General features: G+C 50.1%; 16 protein-coding genes. 6 read left to right on the forward strand and 10 right to left on the reverse strand.

Features of this window, described 5'->3' with window-relative positions; translation table 11 throughout:
• Nucleotides 1-128: 128 nt before the first annotated feature.
• Together ACFQZT_RS13405 and ACFQZT_RS13410 are read right to left on the reverse strand one after the other, a co-directional pair.
• The gene (locus ACFQZT_RS13405) at nt 129-716 is read right to left on the reverse strand and encodes a TVP38/TMEM64 family protein (RefSeq protein WP_379300556.1); all 588 of its coding nucleotides are present in this window, start codon (nt 714-716) and stop codon (nt 129-131) included.
• 41 nt (nt 717-757) lie between these two features.
• Entirely contained in the window at nt 758-1471 is a 714-nt protein-coding gene (locus tag ACFQZT_RS13410) for a TetR/AcrR family transcriptional regulator C-terminal domain-containing protein (protein WP_379300558.1), read from the reverse strand.
• A 96-nt stretch (nt 1472-1567) separates the two neighbouring features.
• On the opposite strand from ACFQZT_RS13410, the gene ACFQZT_RS13415 reads away from it, so the two are divergent.
• Nucleotides 1568-2365 (forward strand): N-acyl homoserine lactonase family protein, encoded by a 798-nt coding sequence (locus tag ACFQZT_RS13415; protein WP_379300560.1) that lies wholly within the window; start codon nt 1568-1570, stop codon nt 2363-2365.
• Between the two features lie 70 nt (nt 2366-2435).
• Here the strand turns inward: ACFQZT_RS13415 and ACFQZT_RS13420 are convergent, their stop codons facing one another.
• From ACFQZT_RS13420 to ACFQZT_RS13430, 3 genes are all read right to left on the reverse strand, one after another.
• Entirely contained in the window at nt 2436-4142 is a 1707-nt protein-coding gene (locus ACFQZT_RS13420; protein WP_379300562.1) for a glycerol-3-phosphate dehydrogenase/oxidase, read from the reverse strand.
• A gap of 203 nt (nt 4143-4345) precedes the next feature.
• A complete protein-coding gene (locus tag ACFQZT_RS13425) occupies nt 4346-4903 on the reverse strand; it encodes a glycerol-3-phosphate responsive antiterminator (RefSeq protein ID WP_379300564.1) in 558 nt (185 codons plus the stop codon).
• Between the two features lie 549 nt (nt 4904-5452).
• Complete coding sequence (locus tag ACFQZT_RS13430) at nt 5453-5881, reverse strand: VOC family protein (protein WP_379300566.1); 429 nt, start codon at nt 5879-5881, stop codon at nt 5453-5455.
• A gap of 127 nt (nt 5882-6008) precedes the next feature.
• Here ACFQZT_RS13430 and ACFQZT_RS13435 point away from each other — a divergent pair, with 127 nt between their 5' ends.
• A complete protein-coding gene (locus ACFQZT_RS13435) occupies nt 6009-6707 on the forward strand; it encodes a DNA-3-methyladenine glycosylase family protein (protein ID WP_379300568.1) in 699 nt (232 codons plus the stop codon).
• A gap of 42 nt (nt 6708-6749) precedes the next feature.
• Here ACFQZT_RS13435 and ACFQZT_RS13440 read toward each other — a convergent pair whose 3' ends face one another.
• Together ACFQZT_RS13440 and ACFQZT_RS13445 are read right to left on the reverse strand one after the other, a co-directional pair.
• Entirely contained in the window at nt 6750-7319 is a 570-nt protein-coding gene (locus ACFQZT_RS13440; protein ID WP_379300570.1) for a TetR/AcrR family transcriptional regulator, read from the reverse strand.
• A gap of 15 nt (nt 7320-7334) precedes the next feature.
• Nucleotides 7335-8066 (reverse strand): MBL fold metallo-hydrolase, encoded by a 732-nt coding sequence (locus tag ACFQZT_RS13445; protein ID WP_379300572.1) that lies wholly within the window; start codon nt 8064-8066, stop codon nt 7335-7337.
• Between the two features lie 799 nt (nt 8067-8865).
• Here ACFQZT_RS13445 and ACFQZT_RS13450 point away from each other — a divergent pair.
• From ACFQZT_RS13450 to ACFQZT_RS13460, 3 genes are all read left to right on the forward strand, one after another.
• Nucleotides 8866-9939 (forward strand): M42 family metallopeptidase, encoded by a 1074-nt coding sequence (locus ACFQZT_RS13450; RefSeq protein WP_379300574.1) that lies wholly within the window; start codon nt 8866-8868, stop codon nt 9937-9939.
• 165 nt (nt 9940-10104) lie between these two features.
• On the forward strand, nt 10105-10542 hold the full coding sequence (locus ACFQZT_RS13455) for a GNAT family N-acetyltransferase (protein ID WP_379300576.1): 438 nt from the start codon (nt 10105-10107) through the stop codon (nt 10540-10542).
• A 153-nt stretch (nt 10543-10695) separates the two neighbouring features.
• Nucleotides 10696-11097 carry an MmcQ/YjbR family DNA-binding protein gene (locus ACFQZT_RS13460; RefSeq protein ID WP_379300578.1) on the forward strand — a complete coding sequence of 134 codons (402 nt, stop codon included), beginning with the start codon at nt 10696-10698 and terminating at the stop codon, nt 11095-11097.
• Between the two features lie 488 nt (nt 11098-11585).
• On the opposite strand, the gene ACFQZT_RS13465 is transcribed toward ACFQZT_RS13460, so the two are convergent.
• The 3 genes from ACFQZT_RS13465 to ACFQZT_RS13475 all read right to left on the reverse strand — a co-directional run bounded on the left by ACFQZT_RS13465 (nt 11586) and on the right by ACFQZT_RS13475 (nt 15992).
• Nucleotides 11586-13601 (reverse strand): bifunctional diguanylate cyclase/phosphodiesterase, encoded by a 2016-nt coding sequence (locus ACFQZT_RS13465; RefSeq protein WP_379300580.1) that lies wholly within the window; start codon nt 13599-13601, stop codon nt 11586-11588.
• Nucleotides 13602-14238: 637 nt separating this feature from the next.
• Nucleotides 14239-15318: a sensor histidine kinase gene (locus tag ACFQZT_RS13470; protein WP_379300582.1), complete on the reverse strand. Its 1080-nt coding sequence runs from the start codon at nt 15316-15318 to the stop codon at nt 14239-14241.
• Nucleotides 15315-15992, reverse strand: a complete 678-nt coding sequence (locus tag ACFQZT_RS13475; RefSeq protein ID WP_379300584.1) for a response regulator transcription factor — start codon at nt 15990-15992, stop codon at nt 15315-15317. The genes ACFQZT_RS13470 and ACFQZT_RS13475 overlap by 4 nt, the downstream gene beginning before the upstream one ends.
• 259 nt (nt 15993-16251) lie before the next feature.
• On the opposite strand from ACFQZT_RS13475, the gene ACFQZT_RS13480 reads away from it, so the two are divergent.
• Complete coding sequence (locus ACFQZT_RS13480; protein ID WP_379300586.1) at nt 16252-16737, forward strand: hypothetical protein; 486 nt, start codon at nt 16252-16254, stop codon at nt 16735-16737.
• Nucleotides 16738-16811: the final 74 nt, after the last annotated feature.

The following is a 16811-nucleotide window of genomic DNA, read 5'->3' on the forward strand; positions in this document are numbered from 1 at the left end:
CTACTACTGCCTTCGCCATTCGGGACTTGAACCCTATAGATAGCGCCCATGCTGGGCGCACCCGCAAAAAGAGTCGAAGGAAAACCCTTCGACTCTTTTTTTAGCTGTGGAATTTCCCTCAGGCATATTCAAACAAACCGCTTCTCGATCCGCTTGCTGAGAACCAGGGAAAGGACAATAAACAAGACGACATACACAAGTTGAAACGGATGCTCAATAAACCGCTTCACGTCGTAGCCAATATAAGAAACGGACAGCACCATAACCGCTTTGCCGAGCGCAACCGCGATTAGAAAAGCGCGTAATTTCATTTGGACAAGCCCTGCGGCCACATTAATCACCACAAACGGCCCCACAGGGAATAAGCTGAGAATAAACACATAACTGAAGGCATGGCGACGGGCCCACAGCAAGGCTCTTTGCACCTTGGGCTTCTGCACCCAGCGCTCCAAGTAGCGATGGCCGCCAACTTTCCTGACAATGAGAAACGTGACCGTGCATCCGCTCACGATGCCGATCCAAGAGTAGAGGAAGCCAAGCCACAGACCATATACAGCCGCATTTACGCTAATAATGACGAGCGTTGGGAGCGGTGGAATGAACGATTTCATGAAGGTTAAAAAAATGCCGGGAAAAGGTCCAAGCGACCGATACTTGGCCAGCAGCATCGCCAAATTTTCCTCGGTTAAGTACGATAAAAGCTCCGATGTTTCCATTTGCGGGCATACACCTACTTCTGCAAAATGATTCTCCGTGATTAAGAATTCGGAAGCTTCATGGAGAAACCGTCGATCAGCACGCCGAGACCGAATTGAAATTCATTCTCCCAATTGGAGCTTGTTGTATAAGGCGCTAATCGGATCATATTCGGAAACCTGTCCGCGGGAAGACGACTATAGAACTGATTGTATTGCTCACTAAACTGCTGAGCGTCTACTTCTCCCTGTTGGGCAAAAAAGGAAAGACGAGCTTCTTCTGCCACGAATCCAAGCACATAATTTTTTATCATGGCCGCCATCCAAGGTATTTGACTGTCTTGGAATCCGGCTGCAACGAATAGTTGATAAAGCTTTTCGATCTGCTTCAGCCGGCCGTCGCCAATTCCGATTGCGGAATTAAAGATCTCTACAGCATCTCTGTAGCTACTAAGAATCTTACGAAAATTAGCTCCCCATTGCGCCATTTGCTCTTTCCAGGGCAGTTGCGGATCCGGCCAAATCATGTCCTCGCTAATTTTATCGCCAAGCAGCTGCAGCAGCTGGTCTTTATCCTTAACGTGATAATAGAGGGAGGCTGTCTTCACACCCAATGCATCCGCTATTTTCCGCATACTTAAGTCTTTTAAACCACATTCATTTAACAAGTCTACTGTCACTTCAATAATACGCGCACGGTCCAGCGGAATATGAGTGGGTTCGATCTCTTCAAAGCCGGTGAGACGGCTCTGCGGATAGATTCGTCTTCTCGCCATAAATTTCCCCTCCTACACTTGACAAGTATACCATAAAACTTTATTTTAATACTATTAGATTAATTTAACGTTATTAAAATGAAAGGAGGACACACATTGAAAACCGATATCAAAGTTCATATTTTGCATTGCGGGAAAGTTAAAGTCGATCACCGATTAGCTTATAAGGACAGTACAATTGCCGATGTCCCGCCTGTTGATGAAAGATCAGAAGCTTATCAACTATGGCTGCCCGTTTCCTGTTATTTGATCGAGCATCCCGAAGGGGATGTTGTCATTGATGCAGGCTGGAGCGAAATGGTACGCACTGATCCGGAACAGCATCTGGGGCACGCTTATAAGTATTGCCATCCACAGCTGCCCCCCGGCCAATCCATCAAAGAACATTTGTCAGCCCGGCATCGAACTGCCGAACAAATCAAATGCGTAGTGATCAGCCATCTCGATGTCGATCACATCAGCGGCTTGCATTTACTTGCAGGTGCTCAGTCTTTTATCGTCAGCGAGCCGGAATGGAATGCGGCGAAGCCCTATCAAATAGCAAGATGCAAGGATATTACCCTCGAGCCGTTTGTGCTCGAACCGATTCCATTCGGTCCTTATCAACTTGGTAAAGACTTGTACGGTGATGAAACGATTTATCTGATCTATACACCCGGGCACACGGCGGGATTGATTTCTACGCTTGTCCGTGTACGTGACGGTTGGGTCCTACTCGTTTCAGATGCAGCCTATTCCGAGAAATCGTGGAATGAGTTGGTGCTGCCCGGTCATACAAGTGACGAACAGCAAGCAAGAGAATCCTTACAATGGATTAGGGATTTTTCGCAAAGGAAGGACTGTTTGGCGGTCATAGCGAACCACGATCCGGCCGTTCAGGAAATTATTTGGTGAGTGCAAATGGGGACGAAAAGCAAAGAAAGCCAGACGACCGCGGCCGTCTAGCTTATTATAGGCGCTGGAGCTAAGCCTCCAGCGGGTTCACCGCGTCATGGAGCAGCTGCTCCAGCTCCGCGGTGTAGGCGCCCGTTTGCGCTTCGTCCCAGCCGAAGCGTTCGGCCATGAAGGCGATCGCCGGCGCCTTCCACTGCTTTGCCCACGCGATGTCGAAGAAGAGGGCGCCCGTGCGGCGGATAAAGAAATCCGCCGGCTTCACCGCCATCTCGCGCTCGATCGCGTACACGAGCGCAGCGAGCACCGCGGCAGGGAGCTCCCGCTCCGCCGCTTCATCCCTCAGCTGCTCGAGCAGCTCATAAACGGCATCCACGTTGGAGCCGTACCGGCGCGCGAGCAGCGCAGCCTCGGCTTCGGTCAGCCCCAGCCGCAGGGCTTGGCTGACCTTGCTTTGCAAGAACGGCGCCAGCTTCGCGGAGCCGCCCACCTCGCCGCCGGAAATCGGCAGCGTCCGGGTGCGGCTCGGCGGCAGGGCCGCCGGCGCTTTGCCCTCCGCCGCCAGCATGGCGGCGATCTTGTCCACGACCGTCTCCGCCATCTTGCGGTAGCCGGTCAGCTTGCCCCCGGCCATCGAGATGAGGCCGGAGTCTGAGATGAAGATTTCGTCTCGGCGCGAAATCTCCGACGGGTCTTTTCCCTCTTGGTGGATCAGCGGGCGCAGCCCTGTCCAGCTCGATTCGACGTCGGCCTCCGTCAACCCGAGGGACGGGAACATCTCATTGGCCGCATGCAGCAAATAGGTGCGGTCCGCCACCGTAATGCGGGGATTCACGATATCCCCGCTGTAGTTCGTATCCGTCGTCCCGACGTAGGTTTTGCCATCGCGCGGGATGGCAAACACCATCCGTCCGTCCGGCGTATCAAAATATATCGCCTGCCGCAGCGGAAACCGGCTCTGATCGAACACCAGATGCACCCCCTTGGTCAGGTGCAGCGTCTTGCCATGCTTCGAGCGATCCATCTCTCTCAGCGTATCCACCCAAGGGCCTGCGGCGTTGACGATTTTGCTGGCGTAGATCGAGTAAGCCTCTCCATCACCTTCGCCTTTGCCTTTACCGCTGCCGATCTGATCGACAACCCGCACACCGACCACCTTGCCATTCTCCGCGAGCAGCTCCTCTACTTTAGCGTAGTTCACCGCCACTGCACCCAGCTCGACGGCTTTTTTCATCACCTCGATCGTCAAACGTGCATCATCCGTGCGGTATTCTACATAGTAGCCGCCGCCTTTGAGGTCGTTTTTCTTCAGCAGCGGCTCGTGTGCGAGCGTTTCTGCCGGATCGAACATGCGGCGGCGCTCCGAACGCTTGACCCCTGCCAGGAAATCGTAAACCCGCAAACCGAGCGATGTGGACAGCTTGCCGAACGTCCCGCCTTTATAAAAAGGCAGCAGCATCCACTCCGGCGTCGTCACATGCGGCCCATTTTCATAAACGATAGCGCGCTCTTTCCCTACCTCGGCAACCACTTTCACGTCAAGCTGCTTGAGATAGCGCAGCCCTCCGTGCACCAACTTCGTCGAGCGGCTCGACGTACCGGCAGCAAAATCCTGCATCTCCACAAGCGCCGTACGAAGCCCTCTACTTTGCGCATCCAAAGCGATGCCGGCGCCGGTAATTCCCCCGCCGATTACAATCAAATCAAACTCTTGCCCTGCCATCTCTTGCAGCAACTGCGTTCTTTTCAACCCGGAAAACCCTTGTGCTTTCATTGTCATGTTATTCTCTCCCCCTCGTAGGTGTATGCTTTAGATAAAAAATAAAAACCACAACATACCTGGCACGTTTGCACGTACAGGCCGCTGTGGTTTCTCCTAGTCTCCAACCGAATATGAACTTGTAATTTAGTATAACACTGCCGTCTTTACTTTAAAAGCTAAAGCTTTGTAAAACTTGGGCTGCCCTTGATCCTGGCACCAGATCAGCTGTCGTAATACCGCCACAATGCGGTATCCGATGTTGTTACGGCCGTAGCTCCAGCCTGCAGCGCATTCTCCACGTCATTGACCGAACGAATGAGGCCGCCGGCGAAAATTGGGATGCCTGAACGTTCCTTCACCTCCGTAATCATATGCGGGATAACGCCAGGGAGTACCTCAATATAATCAGGCTGCGTCCGTTCCAGCAATGTATAACTTTTATCCAAGGCGCTGCTGTCAAGCAGGAAAAGCCGTTGAATCGCGAGCAATCCATTCTGCTTTGTTTTCGTAATCACATTAGCCCGAGTTGAAATCAAACCGGCCGGCCGAATGCTTTGGCAAAGAAATTCCGCTGCGTACTCGTCATTCTTGAGCCCCTCGATCAAATCAGCGTGCAGCAGCAGCTTTTTCCCGTTGGATCTCGCGAGATCCACCACGCTTTTGAGCTGGCCAATATGGCTGTCCAGCATCACAATATACGTATAATTGGACTTAAATAACTTTTCCAAGTCTTTAATTTTACGAATAGCCGGTAAAATGTTTTGCGCTTGCAAAGACATTGCGATCGTCTCCGTTTCGTATGTGATCGAATGGAACAAAAAAACTCACAAGAATTGCCTCATTGCTTGCAATGGGCAATCTCCGTGAGCTCTCCTGTTCTCCGTCACTTGTATGAACTTAAGTTCATTGTAGCTACCGCGGCGGTAGGTGTCAATTGGAAATTACGTTTTGAAACCGCAGACCATCGCCAATCCTCCATCATCCCGTCTGTAAAAATGAAAAATATCGTTATCGACACGATGGCAACATCCCTACATGCCTGTAACGATGTTAAACATCTTTCCAGCCTCGCTCAGAGTACAACAATGCTTTTTTTCTCGTCTGCAAGCATTCAAAACATCATTAGAGATACGACTTCATTTCCCCTCGCCCACTGCAACGATGAAAAACATCTTTCCAGCAGTGCACTTGCTGCTTGTTGTTGTACGCTTTGCACTTTCATGCTAACTTGCCCCTTATTCCGAGTACCACCCCCCTTCACATGCTTCACAGCTATAAAAAAGGGCTGTAACACGACATTTCGCGTTACAGCCCTTTTTTCGACCTATTTATTTAGAAGCAACTTCTGTTGAGATTTGCCAGGTTACTCCGAACTTATCGGTAACGATACCATAAGACGGGCTCCAGAAAGTTTCCTGCAAAGGCATTTTCACTTGACCGCCTTGCTGCAGTTTTTCGTAGACTTGTTTGGATTTTTCCACACTGCCTATCATAATGGCAATGGAAACATGAGCTCCTACTTCATCAGCATGACCGGGGAATGTGTCAGAAATCATAAGACTGTTATCTCCGACTTTTAAGAGGGCATGAAGAATGCGATCTTTAGCTTCAGTTGGTAATGGGTATTCAGGGTTGGCTGGCATTTCTCCGAACGTTTGAACTACCGCGACTTTTGCGTCTACTGCATCTTCGTAAAATTTTATTGCATCCCGGCCTTGACCATCCAATGTAATATACGGGTTTATACCTAAAACCATTCTGAGACACCTCTTCTACAATTTTTAGTTTGTGAAAACCCACATGTTTCATTGTACCTTATCGGGTAATCCTTTACAATTAATGGTATTGTAAAAGAAATGAATAAACATTGATGCGGAGGAACCCATGGATATCAGAGAACCTGTCGAGACAGCCTTCAGCCCGATTCATCTCAACAGTCGTAATCCCGCTATCGATTTCCTTAGCCAAGCCGACACGAAGCTCGCATCTTTGATCAGACTCGTAGGTGACCTTTCAATTATACCTAGCTCCAATCCCTTCGAATCTCTCGTCATGTCGATTATTTCCCAGCAGCTTTCCGCGAAGGCGGCGGCGACGATCAAATCGAGAGTGAAACTTGTACTGCCGAGCGTCACACCCGATTTGGTGCTTGCGGCGGATGAGGAAGCGATCAGGCAGTGCGGCGTTTCTTATCCCAAAATCCGATATATTCGCGACTTGAGCGGCAAAGTACTTGCCGGTGAAGTACAGCTGGATGAGCTGCACAAACTGGAGGACGATGTTTTGATCAAGCAGCTCGTCAGCGTCAAAGGTATCGGAACGTGGACGGCGGAGATGTTTCTTATTTTTGCTTTGGGACGACCCGATATCATGTCATTAGGCGATGTCGGCCTTCAGCGGGCAGCCAAATGGCTTCACTGTCTGGAAGACCGACCGGACGGCAATTATTTGGGACTTGTCGCACCGGCATGGGCCCCCTACCGCAGTTTCGCATCATTATATCTATGGCGATCCATCGATAAGGGCTACGTCGATTCCGGACTTCAGGTGGAAGCTTGTCAGCCAGGCCAATCGTATTCATGAACAAAAAGCGCAAGAAGCCCTTAAACGGCCTCTCGCGCTTTTTTATTTGTCGGCGGTTCGCAAACCGCGCAAGTACGTAGTCAACAGTCGTCTTAAGCTTTCATCGCGCTCCAGCTCCATACGGAAGCCGTTCTTGAGCTCCAAGGAAGCAAAGCCATGTACAACGCTGCGGAACCCGCGAACGACGTGCAGCGCATCTTCCTCACTGAGCGAATACGGCTCAAGCAGCCGCAGCATAAACCCCACTACATTGCTGCTTGCCTCCTGCAAATCCGGATCTCCGAAATCTTGAAGGGATGCCATGGCATCATATAGTCCCGGCCGCTTCCTGGCAAATTCAACGTAGGCAAAACCTGCGGCCAGTAAAGCGTCCTCTCCCGCTTTTCCAAGCACGGCTTCGACCATCGCTTCTTTGATCCGAACCAAGCTGAGGTGAGACAACTGCTTTCTGAGTGCAGGCAGACCTTTAATATGATTGTAAAGGGATGGGGTCTTCACGTTTAATTTGGCAGCCAATGCCGCTAAAGTCACCTGCTCGACGCCTTGAACGTCCGCGATTTCTATCGCCGCCTGCAAAACGGTGTCTGTGTCTAATCCTTGTCGATATGCCATCAGTTATCCTCGTTTCTAAATACTCGCTGCTTCCATTGTAATCTTTTTTGCCGCTTCTTCCAAAATTTTGTCCAGAACCGGCTGCGGATGCTCAATCATTTTTCCGTGTCCGACAGCCAGAAGGCTCGGTTTCAACTCTCTCAGCTTACGTGCACTCTCCAGTGAAACTTGTTTATTCCATGTAGCCATGGCTGGGAACGGGAACCAAAACTTCACCACGCCTGACACGGCTGCGCCGCCGCGAACCTGAAACGCATCGCCGGCAATCAAAGCACGGCTCCGCACATCGAGGAACGCCATCATCCCCGGCGTATGGCCCGGAGCGGCGATTGCCTGCAGCGAGCCAATCCGGTCGCCGTCATTTAAAAGCACGTCCGGCTTCGTCTGCACCGCCCCCGGTTTGGGAACGTCGCCTTTGATCGGCGAGTTCGGCTCACCCGCCTCAGGCTCCTTGCTCCCTGCCAGCAGCTTAGCATCTCTGCGGGAGATGTACACAGTAGCCTGCGGCAGCACTTTTTTCAACCCGTCCAAGGCCCCGATATGATCGCCATGCGCATGCGTAAGCACGATGCGGGTAATCGGCTTGCCGATCTGCTCCGCCGCCTGCAGAATGCCCTTCACGCTGAAAGGCATCGCCGCATCAACGAGCGTCAGCTCCTTCTCCTCTTCTACCAGATAGCAATTGACCGGAAAAATCCGCGGCATAAAAGCCAGTTGATACAAAGCACCGTTGCGAGTTATTTTCATGTAAAACGCCTCCCGTTTGCTATTTATATTAGTATAATAACTAATTACATTAGTTTTGTCAACGGGGATTCTTGGCCTATTTTTTACGGGTCGTCTTAATGCCGAATCTGCATTTAAAGAACGAAGGGGCATAAGGTGATTGAAAGTAGGTATAGTCAGCAGATTAGAGACTAAGGGTCGCTATTAGAGCACCCGTTGGACGCAAATTCATTGGAGGAATGTTCCAAACAGGTCTCGAAAGAACAATGGTCTTTAATTAAAGAACAATCTTCCATATTTATGGTCATTTGTTCTTTAATCGACCCCTAGACGGAGATTCTTCCCCTTTTAGCGTCTCTTCGGGCTTTAATAGAGAACGTTTGTTCTCTATAGGAAAAATCAGCAAACTAAGGTGACAGACTCCAAAGAGTTCAGCCAAACACACATTCCAAAATAAATGCTCATTTACCCACAATCAGCTTCTTGCACAATTTCCTATACAATGAAAAAGACACTTATCAAGTGCCTTTCCGATTATAGGCGCCATTTCTCCAAGGGGATCTCCCACACGTTTAACAGCCCCATTCTTTCTACGTCTTCGCGAAAGGTTCCCATATACGTCAGTTTCAGTCACCTACCACCTTTTCTTACAATGATCCTCTCGATTACAGAATCCCATTTCCCGCCAAATCATAAACCATTGTCAAAATTATGCCAGCCGGACATGAGAACAGCATGAGTTTCACCTGCCTAATATGGTAAAATAGGGCTCATGATAGAAGGACATGCAACACCATTTTCCTAAAAGTGAGGGACTCAAGTGAATTTAGAGACATTGGAGCTTTTTCGCACGTTAACCGAGCTGCAAGCGGCGCCGGGCTTTGAACGTGAGATTCGTCAATTTGTACGCGGCGAAATGGAAAAATATACGGACGAGTTCATCCAGGATGGACTCGGCAGCCTATTCGGCATCCTGCGCGGCGATGAGAGCGGCCCGAAGGTGATGGTCGCGGGACATTTCGACGAAGTCGGCTTTCTCGTGAACGGCATCACCGAGCACGGCACCATCAAGTTCCAGCCCCTCGGCGGCTGGTTCAGCGGGGTGCTGCCCGCGCAGCGCGTGCAGATCATGACCGACAACGGGCCGATCCTCGGGGTCATCGGCTCGACGCCCGTGCACTTGCTGGACGAAGCTGCGCGCAGCAAGCCGGCCGACATCAAGTCGATGTACGTGGACATCGGCGCTGAAGACAAAGCCGATGCGCTAGCCATCGGCGTTCGGATCGGGCAGCAGATCGTGCCGGTCTGCCCGTTCACCCCCTTAGCCAATCCGAAACGGATCATGGCTAAGGCTTGGGACAATCGCTACGGCGTCGGCCTGGCGATTGAGCTCATGAAGGAGCTTCACGGCACGAAGCTCCCGAACGTCCTGTACGCCGGGGCGACCGTACAGGAAGAGGTTGGCGCGCGCGGCGCCATGACGGCGGCGAATCTCATCCAGCCGGACTTGTTCTACGCGCTGGATGCCAGCGCCGCCGGCGATGCGACCGGCGACCGCAATGCCTTTGGGCAGCTGGGGCGCGGCACGCTGCTGCGCATCTTTGACCCGACCATGATCACCCACCGGGGATTGGTCGAGTTCATTCTGGATACGGCGGAGACGCACAAGATCCCGTATCAGTATTTCATCTCGTCCGGCGGTACGGACGCCGGACAAGTGCACGTGCAAGGCAGCGGCATTCCGTCTGCCGTCATCGGCGTATGCGCGCGGTATATCCACACGTCCGCGTCGATCCTTCACGTGGACGACTACGCCGCCGCGAAGGAACTGCTCATTAAGCTCGTCCAGGCGAGCGACCGCACAACGCTGAACACGATTCATGCGCAGGCATGAACCGTGTGATTTAGTCTTAAACCCGCCAACTTGGCGGGTTTTTCTATTATCGATGCTAAGCGCTGGAACCCGCGAGCCACCTCGCGTGATTGCAAATATAGAACTGGCGTTCCAATATATGGTACAATTAACAAAGCCACTTTATTAAAGAAAGTAGGACCTCGTATGAACTTAGTCATTCGTCAAGCAACCCCGCAAGACACGAAAGAGATTAGCCTGTTCCTTTCACGCCATACCGGTAAATCGATCTCTCCGCTGCACATCGAGAATAGGCTCCACTTCATGCGCGGCACCCCCTATGAATCGCTATTTGTTTGCGAAACAAAGAGCGAGATTCTCGGAACGCTGGCCTTTCGAATTCGCCAGTGCGGCGATAACGAATTTAAAAACAGCGAAGCCTCGCTCATTTCATCCAATGCGACGCAGCAGCATCAAATCGCTGGCAGCAAGTTAAAAGAATACGCAGAACAGCTGGCAAATCAGCATGAGTGTACGGGCTTATGGTGGGTAGCCGGATCGGAGAGCAAGAACGGGACTCAATCCCTAAGTCAATCGCTCGGATTTCAAGAAACGGGATACCGGTTCGTGAAGCGATTTCTCTAGTATGGTATTCGAGAACAGCCGTATACGGGAATTGCTGATCCGGTGTATGGCGAGTATGGTTTGTTATAACATGGAGGCGATTGTGAACCTTAACAACAAATTTTCATCATTACGTCTTGAATGAATCCTAGGCCGACTAAAGGAGTGTATCTAATGACCCATGAATTTATATCCGTTAAAGGTTTGGAATTGCTCGAAAAAGTACGCACCTTCTGTATCAAGCTACCTCAGGTTGAAGAAAAAGTGGATGGCTTCGGACATACCACGTTCCGCGTGAAGGACAAGCCTTTTGTCATGTTGGGTGAGCACGAAGGAAACCCCTCTATGGCGCTTAAGACGAACCTAACCACTCAAGAGTTTTTGCTTCAGCAGGAGGGTACGCCCTATTCAAAAACGGCCTATATCGGCCACCATGGCTGGGTATCGATTCAAGATACTGAGCGGGTCGCTTGGTCGGAAATTGAAGATCTTCTCGTGGAGGGATATGCACGCACGGCTCCGAAGAAGCTGATCGCAGAGTGGAGAGCTTCGGAATTCGCTGCGCCGTCCGTTTAAGAGCTCAGTGAGAAAACCTCTATCGAGGCCATTCAAAGATGAGCGACCGCGTTCAGAGGTAAGTTTTATCGCCAATAAGAAAGCGGTTTTCGGATCCCGAAAACTAATACTTTCTTATGTGGTGAGAAAAACCGTCAGGGCCTGTCCCTGACGGTTCTTTTGCGTGTAAATCCATCCTTTTGCGACTTAGGAGATAATTAGGTATCGCATCTGCACAGTTCAAATCAGTAACGATGAAAATCATCATTACGGACTCGATTCCATTTTCTCTGACGTCTGTAACGATGAAAAACAACGCTATTGCTTCACTCTGGCTCACCATACTGCCTTTTTCTATTCTGTAACGATGGAAAGCATCGCTATTCGCTCGTTTCCATTTACTTTTACGCCTCCAACGCTGAATAACATCGTTAAGGCATCAATCAGCGTCCCATCGGGTCGAACTCGCTTAGAAAGGCGAGCCACACGGTCCTCCCCTGGAACTCATTTTATACGGACATTTTGCTTTGCACATGATCCAGCCAGTAGTTAACGTCTGTGACGGACATTGGCTTTCCGTAGTAATAGCCCTGCATGACATGGCACCCGCGTGATTGAAGGAATTCGATCTGCTCGGAGGTTTCTACGCCTTCAGCCACAACGTCCATGTTCAAATTTTTGGCAATCGCGATAATGTTGCTGATAATTGCTTGTTTAGGGGTCTGATTGCTTTTACGAATAAAGATTTGATCAATTTTCAGCGTATCCACGGGCAGTTCATCCAAATTTCCGAGCGAAGAATACCCCGTACCGAAATCATCGAGCGATATCTTAACACCCAGCTCACGAACGGTATGCAGCTGCCGAATCGTATCGGCAACATCGCTCATCGCGATGGACTCTGTAATTTCGAGCTCGAGATAGCTGCCAGGCAGACTCGAAACTTGCAGTGCTTCAGAGACCATCTCGTAGAGCAGCCCGCTTTCGAACACACGAATAGACATATTAACGGAGATGCATACACGCATGTTATTTTCGTCATGCCATCGTTTGTTTTGGTCGCAAACCTCATTCAGAATCCAGCGCGTCAACGGCACAATGATACCGGTATCCTCTGCGATCGGAATGAACTCACCCGGTGAAACCAAACCAAGCTGCGGATGCTCCCATCTCAGCAGCGCTTCCATTCCGACTAACTGGTTCGTGTCCGTATCCCACTTGGGCTGATACATAATCTTGAATTCATTATGAACCATCGCTTTACGAAGATCCTTCTCCAGGAGCAGCTTACGCAGCTGGGTGCGGTTCATCTCCTCATCAAAGAACCGGTAACGGTTCTTGCCGGCGTGCTTGGCATTATACATCGCCGTATCAGCCGCCTTCAGCAGCGAGGAGCGGTCAACCCCGTGAGCCGGCGCTACGCTAATCCCTATGCTCCCCGTCACGTAGAGCTCATGAACCTCGATGAAATATGCCTGCTTGATTCCGTTAAGAATATTTTGGGCTAACTGCTTGATGTTCTCTTGATCCGTTTCTTTGGTAATGACTAGGAATTCATCGCCTCCCAGTCGAAAGAGCGTGTCTTTGTCCCCGATACAGGCTCTCAATCTGCCTGCCACCTGTTGAAGCAGCAAATCACCAAAGTCATGCCCTAATGTATCGTTAATGGTCTTAAATCGGTCCAAATCTATAAACAAAAGCGCTCCGCTCATTGACGCTTCGAACTGCTCTGCAAAATAGCGCTGCAAATCGTGCCGATTCGGCAAATTGGTCAGCTGATCGCTGTAAGCCATCTTTTCCAAAACATGACGTTCAAAAAAGATCGCCCCCCATGAAACCGCAAGGATAATAAAGGTGGACAACGCTACGCCCACTAACAAAAAGAACTGCGGTTGTTCATCGCTGGCCATAGCTTGATGGGCTTCACCTGTGTATGTAAATTGAGCTGCAGCCATGCCCGTATAGTGCATGCCGCATATGGCGATGCCCATGACGATTGCGCAGATCAGCTTCCACACACTGAAATCCGGCACATGGCGGAGCCTGTGAAACAGGTACAGTGCAGCATAAGAAGCAATTAACGCTATGGCGGCTGAGAGGAGCCACAACGCGGGATTATACGTAATTTGACCAGGCATACGCATGGCACTCATGCCCGTATAATGCATCGTTACGATACCGCATCCCATAATTAAACCGCCGATTCCGTACCGCCAAGCGCCGGAATGACTCCTCGCTGTAATATGAAAAGCAATGAACGACGCCAATATACTGCCAAGCGAGGACAATACCGTAATCGTCGCGTCATAAGTAACATTCGCATGGATATGGTAGGCGAGCATGCCGACAAAATGCATGGACCATACGCCAACCCCCATGACCAAAGACCCTGCAATTAACCAAACTGTTCGGTTCTTCCCCCGGGAACGAGTGATTTTTCCAGCTAAGTTGAGCGCTGAGTAAGAGGCCAATACGGCAATGACGAATGATAATAGGACAATCCAGCCGTTGAAATGGCCCTGCATCTGTTCTATGTATGCCACCTGCTTTCTTGGTTTGGAAGTAACTAATTCTAGTTCTATTATATGATATGTATCCTCAAATCGATAGCTTAAAGAATGCTCTATATCCAAATTTTAAGAATAATAGAGTAATAGAAAGATTAGGCTAAAATAATGGGGATTTTTCGGTCATAGTAAAATAATCTGAATATTTACAATATTTTAATAATAGGCTATATTGAAATCAAGCTCACCGCTGAACAAATCCTCGACCAAGTCGATGATCGATCAAATGGCGAGCCGAGATAATCTCGATCAAGAGGAAAGGGGATAGTCCAATGAAGACGGTTAGCGAAGCATGCCCCCAAAACCTGAATACTTGAAGGGATGAGGTGTAAAAAGCTTAATCAGCTATTAGGGCATGTGGGAACTCAAACGGATTGCACGAACGGTTATGCGGATATGCATTCGAGGAAAGGACTACGTGAGCGGTTTAGTTTCATAGGGTTGATTTTGCAACGTGAGTTGTTTGATAGGAGCGTGCTTGGTTACAATTGAATAAGATTACTCTAGCATAGGGATCTCCGGTTATCTTGGATAAGCGGGGTCCCTATTTGCTATGCCCGAAGGGTATGATAAATGCCCGTGGAATCGCGGACATTTACTCAGATAACGGCAGATTTATGGTAAACGTTGTACCTTTGTCCTGTTGACTGGTCACTTCTATAGACCCCTGATGCATATCGATAATTTTCTTTACGATGGAAAGACCGAGTCCATTGCCGCCTGAAGTACGGTTCCTCGATTTATCCGCCTTGTAAAAACGCTCGAAGATATGGGCCTGATCCTCTTCCGATATCCCTATTCCGTTATCTGAAATCCGAATCTCCGCTTCTTTATCTCCGGCTTTCAAATGGACGCCAATCGTGCCGCCGTCAGGTGTGAACTTAATCGCGTTGTGAATCAGGTTTGTCCACACTTGGCTAAGCAAGTCTTCATCCGCTGTAAGGCTGATTGCCGCAAGCTCGATGTCCATCTCGATCTCTTTCTCCAGCCATTGCGGCTCGCAGGCGAGAATGTGATTGCGCAGCTGCTTATCCAGTCTGAAACTTTTCGGCTCAAAGGGATGATGCTCCGACTCCAGTGAGGTGAGCTTGAGCAGGTTGTCGCTAAGCTTGGACAAGCGCTTACTCTCCGCCTCGATGATATCGAGGTAGTGCCTGCGCTCTTCCTCCGAGATATTCTCGTTCTTGAGTGCGCGGGAAAACCCACTGATTGAAGTAAGCGGCGATTGAATCTCGTGCGACACATTGGAGATGAATTCCTGCCTCATTTTCTCCAGCTGTCCCAGTTCTACGGCCATATCATTGATGCTGTTCACCAGCTCTACAAAGGGACCATTGAGCGGATTATTTTCCACCGATACGTTGAAGTCCCCTCTGGACATACGCCGGATGGCGTCGATCATCGTTTGGAAAAACTCCATCTCCTTGGATCGGAAATATTTACCCAAAGTCGTCATGGTCAGCCCCCATAGGAACAAGCCGACAATGGAGTCGATAAGCTGCACAATCAAAGGTTGCGGACGCTTATCGAAGTAGCTGAAGAGCCATTCCGTTGCATAATAGGAAATTACCCAATAGAAGATGATCAAGCCTAAAAGGCCAATAAAGAAAAGGAAACCGCGAATCCGCTGAGCACGGGTTTGCTTGCTTCTGATCTTGCGTCCCTTTTTGCTCATGTGCGCAGCACCTCCATGCGATACCCCAGCCCGCGGATCGTGCTGATCCGAAAAGCATGCCGTTCCTCCGGGAACCGCTCGCGCAAGCGATTGACGTGGACATCAACGGTACGCTCGTTGCCCTCGTAGTCGAAACCCCAGATCTGCTCGATGAGCTGGTCCCGCGAAAAGGTTTTGCCCGGGTAGCTCGCCAGCTTATAGAGCAGCTCGAATTCCTTGAGCGGCAGGGTGACGCTCTCTATACCGACGTTCACCTCGTAGGTTTTGCGGTTCATGGTCAGATCCCCGACCTGCACCGTCTGGGACGAGGAGATTTTGTATCGCTTGAGCAGCGCTTTCACGCGCAGCGCGAGCTCCACAGGCTCGAACGGCTTGACGAGGTAATCGTCAGTGCCGAGCTCGAAGCCTTTGACCTTCTGCGCGGTCTCGCCTTTGGCGGTAAGCATGAGCAAAGGGAAGTCGTAGTGCTCCTTCAGCTCCTTGCACAGCTCCCATCCGTCCATATTCGGCATCATCACATCCGTGATGACCATATCGACCTGGACGGTTTCCAGCTTTTCCAGCGCTTCCGCACCGTCCGAGGCTTCGACAACATCGAAGCCCTCGTTCCGCATGAAGACGCGCACGAGTTCGCGAATATACGGATCATCATCGACGATCATGATTTTTGCCATTTGTACTCGCCTCATTTCTTCCGGTCCCTGTCATATTAGTCTTAGCATACATCAGAACTGCCCTTTAGACGAATTCAAATTGCTGCATCGGGATTGAATGAAAACAGCATAAGCGAATTTTATAAACTCAATGTAAACGGTTTGTGAGGCAAACAACTGAATTTACTTTTTTTCAAAAGTCTTTTATGTTACATTTTGGAAGAGGGCAGACTTGCTCTGAATCCAGCCTTTCATCAAGATCAAGGTGGTCAATGATACGATGCTGAACAACCTATTTGATGGTTTTGGAAAGATTCAAACCGAGGTGGAGGCCGCAGCGTTTCAAGCGATGCTGCTGCAGGAGGGCTACTCCGGTTTTCGCCGTTTGTTAGACGGCTTCACGGAAGCTGTGAAGTCTGCGATGGACACAGATATCGCGGGGATCGAACAGGCAGTTGCCAAGGCCAGCCGGATGTTCCCCGAACCCGTCATCTTCAGTCCCTCTTGGGAACGTATATGGCAAGAACTTGGGGATACTGCAGCCTATAAGAGAAGCGTGTTAGAACAAGTGCCTCCACATGACAGAAATGGCGAATGGCAAGTGATTCTGGACAATCCAGGGGCCATACAAGAGGTGGTCTGTTACCCTGGACTCCAGTTCAATGATGCCGCTTACTTGTATGCCTATTTCCGCCCGCAGTTAGAGAAGGCTGAGTATATTCGGCTGCAGAAGATTCAAACTTTAATCGAGGACAAGGGTTCATAAGCAAGGGTCCCTCCGCACATTCTGCGGAAGGATCCTTATTACTTCTAATGTGTTTTGTGCTGGGGCAGGCGGAT

The sequence above is a fragment of the Paenibacillus sp. GCM10027628 genome (genome assembly GCF_042676385.1).
Lineage (GTDB): Bacteria > Bacillota > Bacilli > Paenibacillales > NBRC-103111 > Paenibacillus_E.

Coding starts and splice junctions, on each gene's coding strand:
- ACFQZT_RS13430 (WP_379300566.1), bottom strand. CDS start 5,881: ATGGTTTTAGGTATAAACCCGTATATTACATTGGATGGTCAAGGCCGG.
- ACFQZT_RS13435 (WP_379300568.1), top strand. CDS start 6,009: ATGGATATCAGAGAACCTGTCGAGACAGCCTTCAGCCCGATTCATCTC.
- ACFQZT_RS13470 (WP_379300582.1), bottom strand. CDS start 15,318: ATGAGCAAAAAGGGACGCAAGATCAGAAGCAAGCAAACCCGTGCTCAG.
- ACFQZT_RS13405 (WP_379300556.1), bottom strand. CDS start 716: ATGGAAACATCGGAGCTTTTATCGTACTTAACCGAGGAAAATTTGGCG.
- ACFQZT_RS13480 (WP_379300586.1), top strand. CDS start 16,252: ATGCTGAACAACCTATTTGATGGTTTTGGAAAGATTCAAACCGAGGTG.
- ACFQZT_RS13420 (WP_379300562.1), bottom strand. CDS start 4,142: ATGACAATGAAAGCACAAGGGTTTTCCGGGTTGAAAAGAACGCAGTTG.
- ACFQZT_RS13445 (WP_379300572.1), bottom strand. CDS start 8,066: ATGAAAATAACTCGCAACGGTGCTTTGTATCAACTGGCTTTTATGCCG.
- ACFQZT_RS13465 (WP_379300580.1), bottom strand. CDS start 13,601: ATGCAGGGCCATTTCAACGGCTGGATTGTCCTATTATCATTCGTCATT.
- ACFQZT_RS13475 (WP_379300584.1), bottom strand. CDS start 15,992: ATGGCAAAAATCATGATCGTCGATGATGATCCGTATATTCGCGAACTC.
- ACFQZT_RS13460 (WP_379300578.1), top strand. CDS start 10,696: ATGACCCATGAATTTATATCCGTTAAAGGTTTGGAATTGCTCGAAAAA.
- ACFQZT_RS13425 (WP_379300564.1), bottom strand. CDS start 4,903: ATGTCTTTGCAAGCGCAAAACATTTTACCGGCTATTCGTAAAATTAAA.
- ACFQZT_RS13455 (WP_379300576.1), top strand. CDS start 10,105: ATGAACTTAGTCATTCGTCAAGCAACCCCGCAAGACACGAAAGAGATT.
- ACFQZT_RS13410 (WP_379300558.1), bottom strand. CDS start 1,471: ATGGCGAGAAGACGAATCTATCCGCAGAGCCGTCTCACCGGCTTTGAA.
- ACFQZT_RS13440 (WP_379300570.1), bottom strand. CDS start 7,319: ATGGCATATCGACAAGGATTAGACACAGACACCGTTTTGCAGGCGGCG.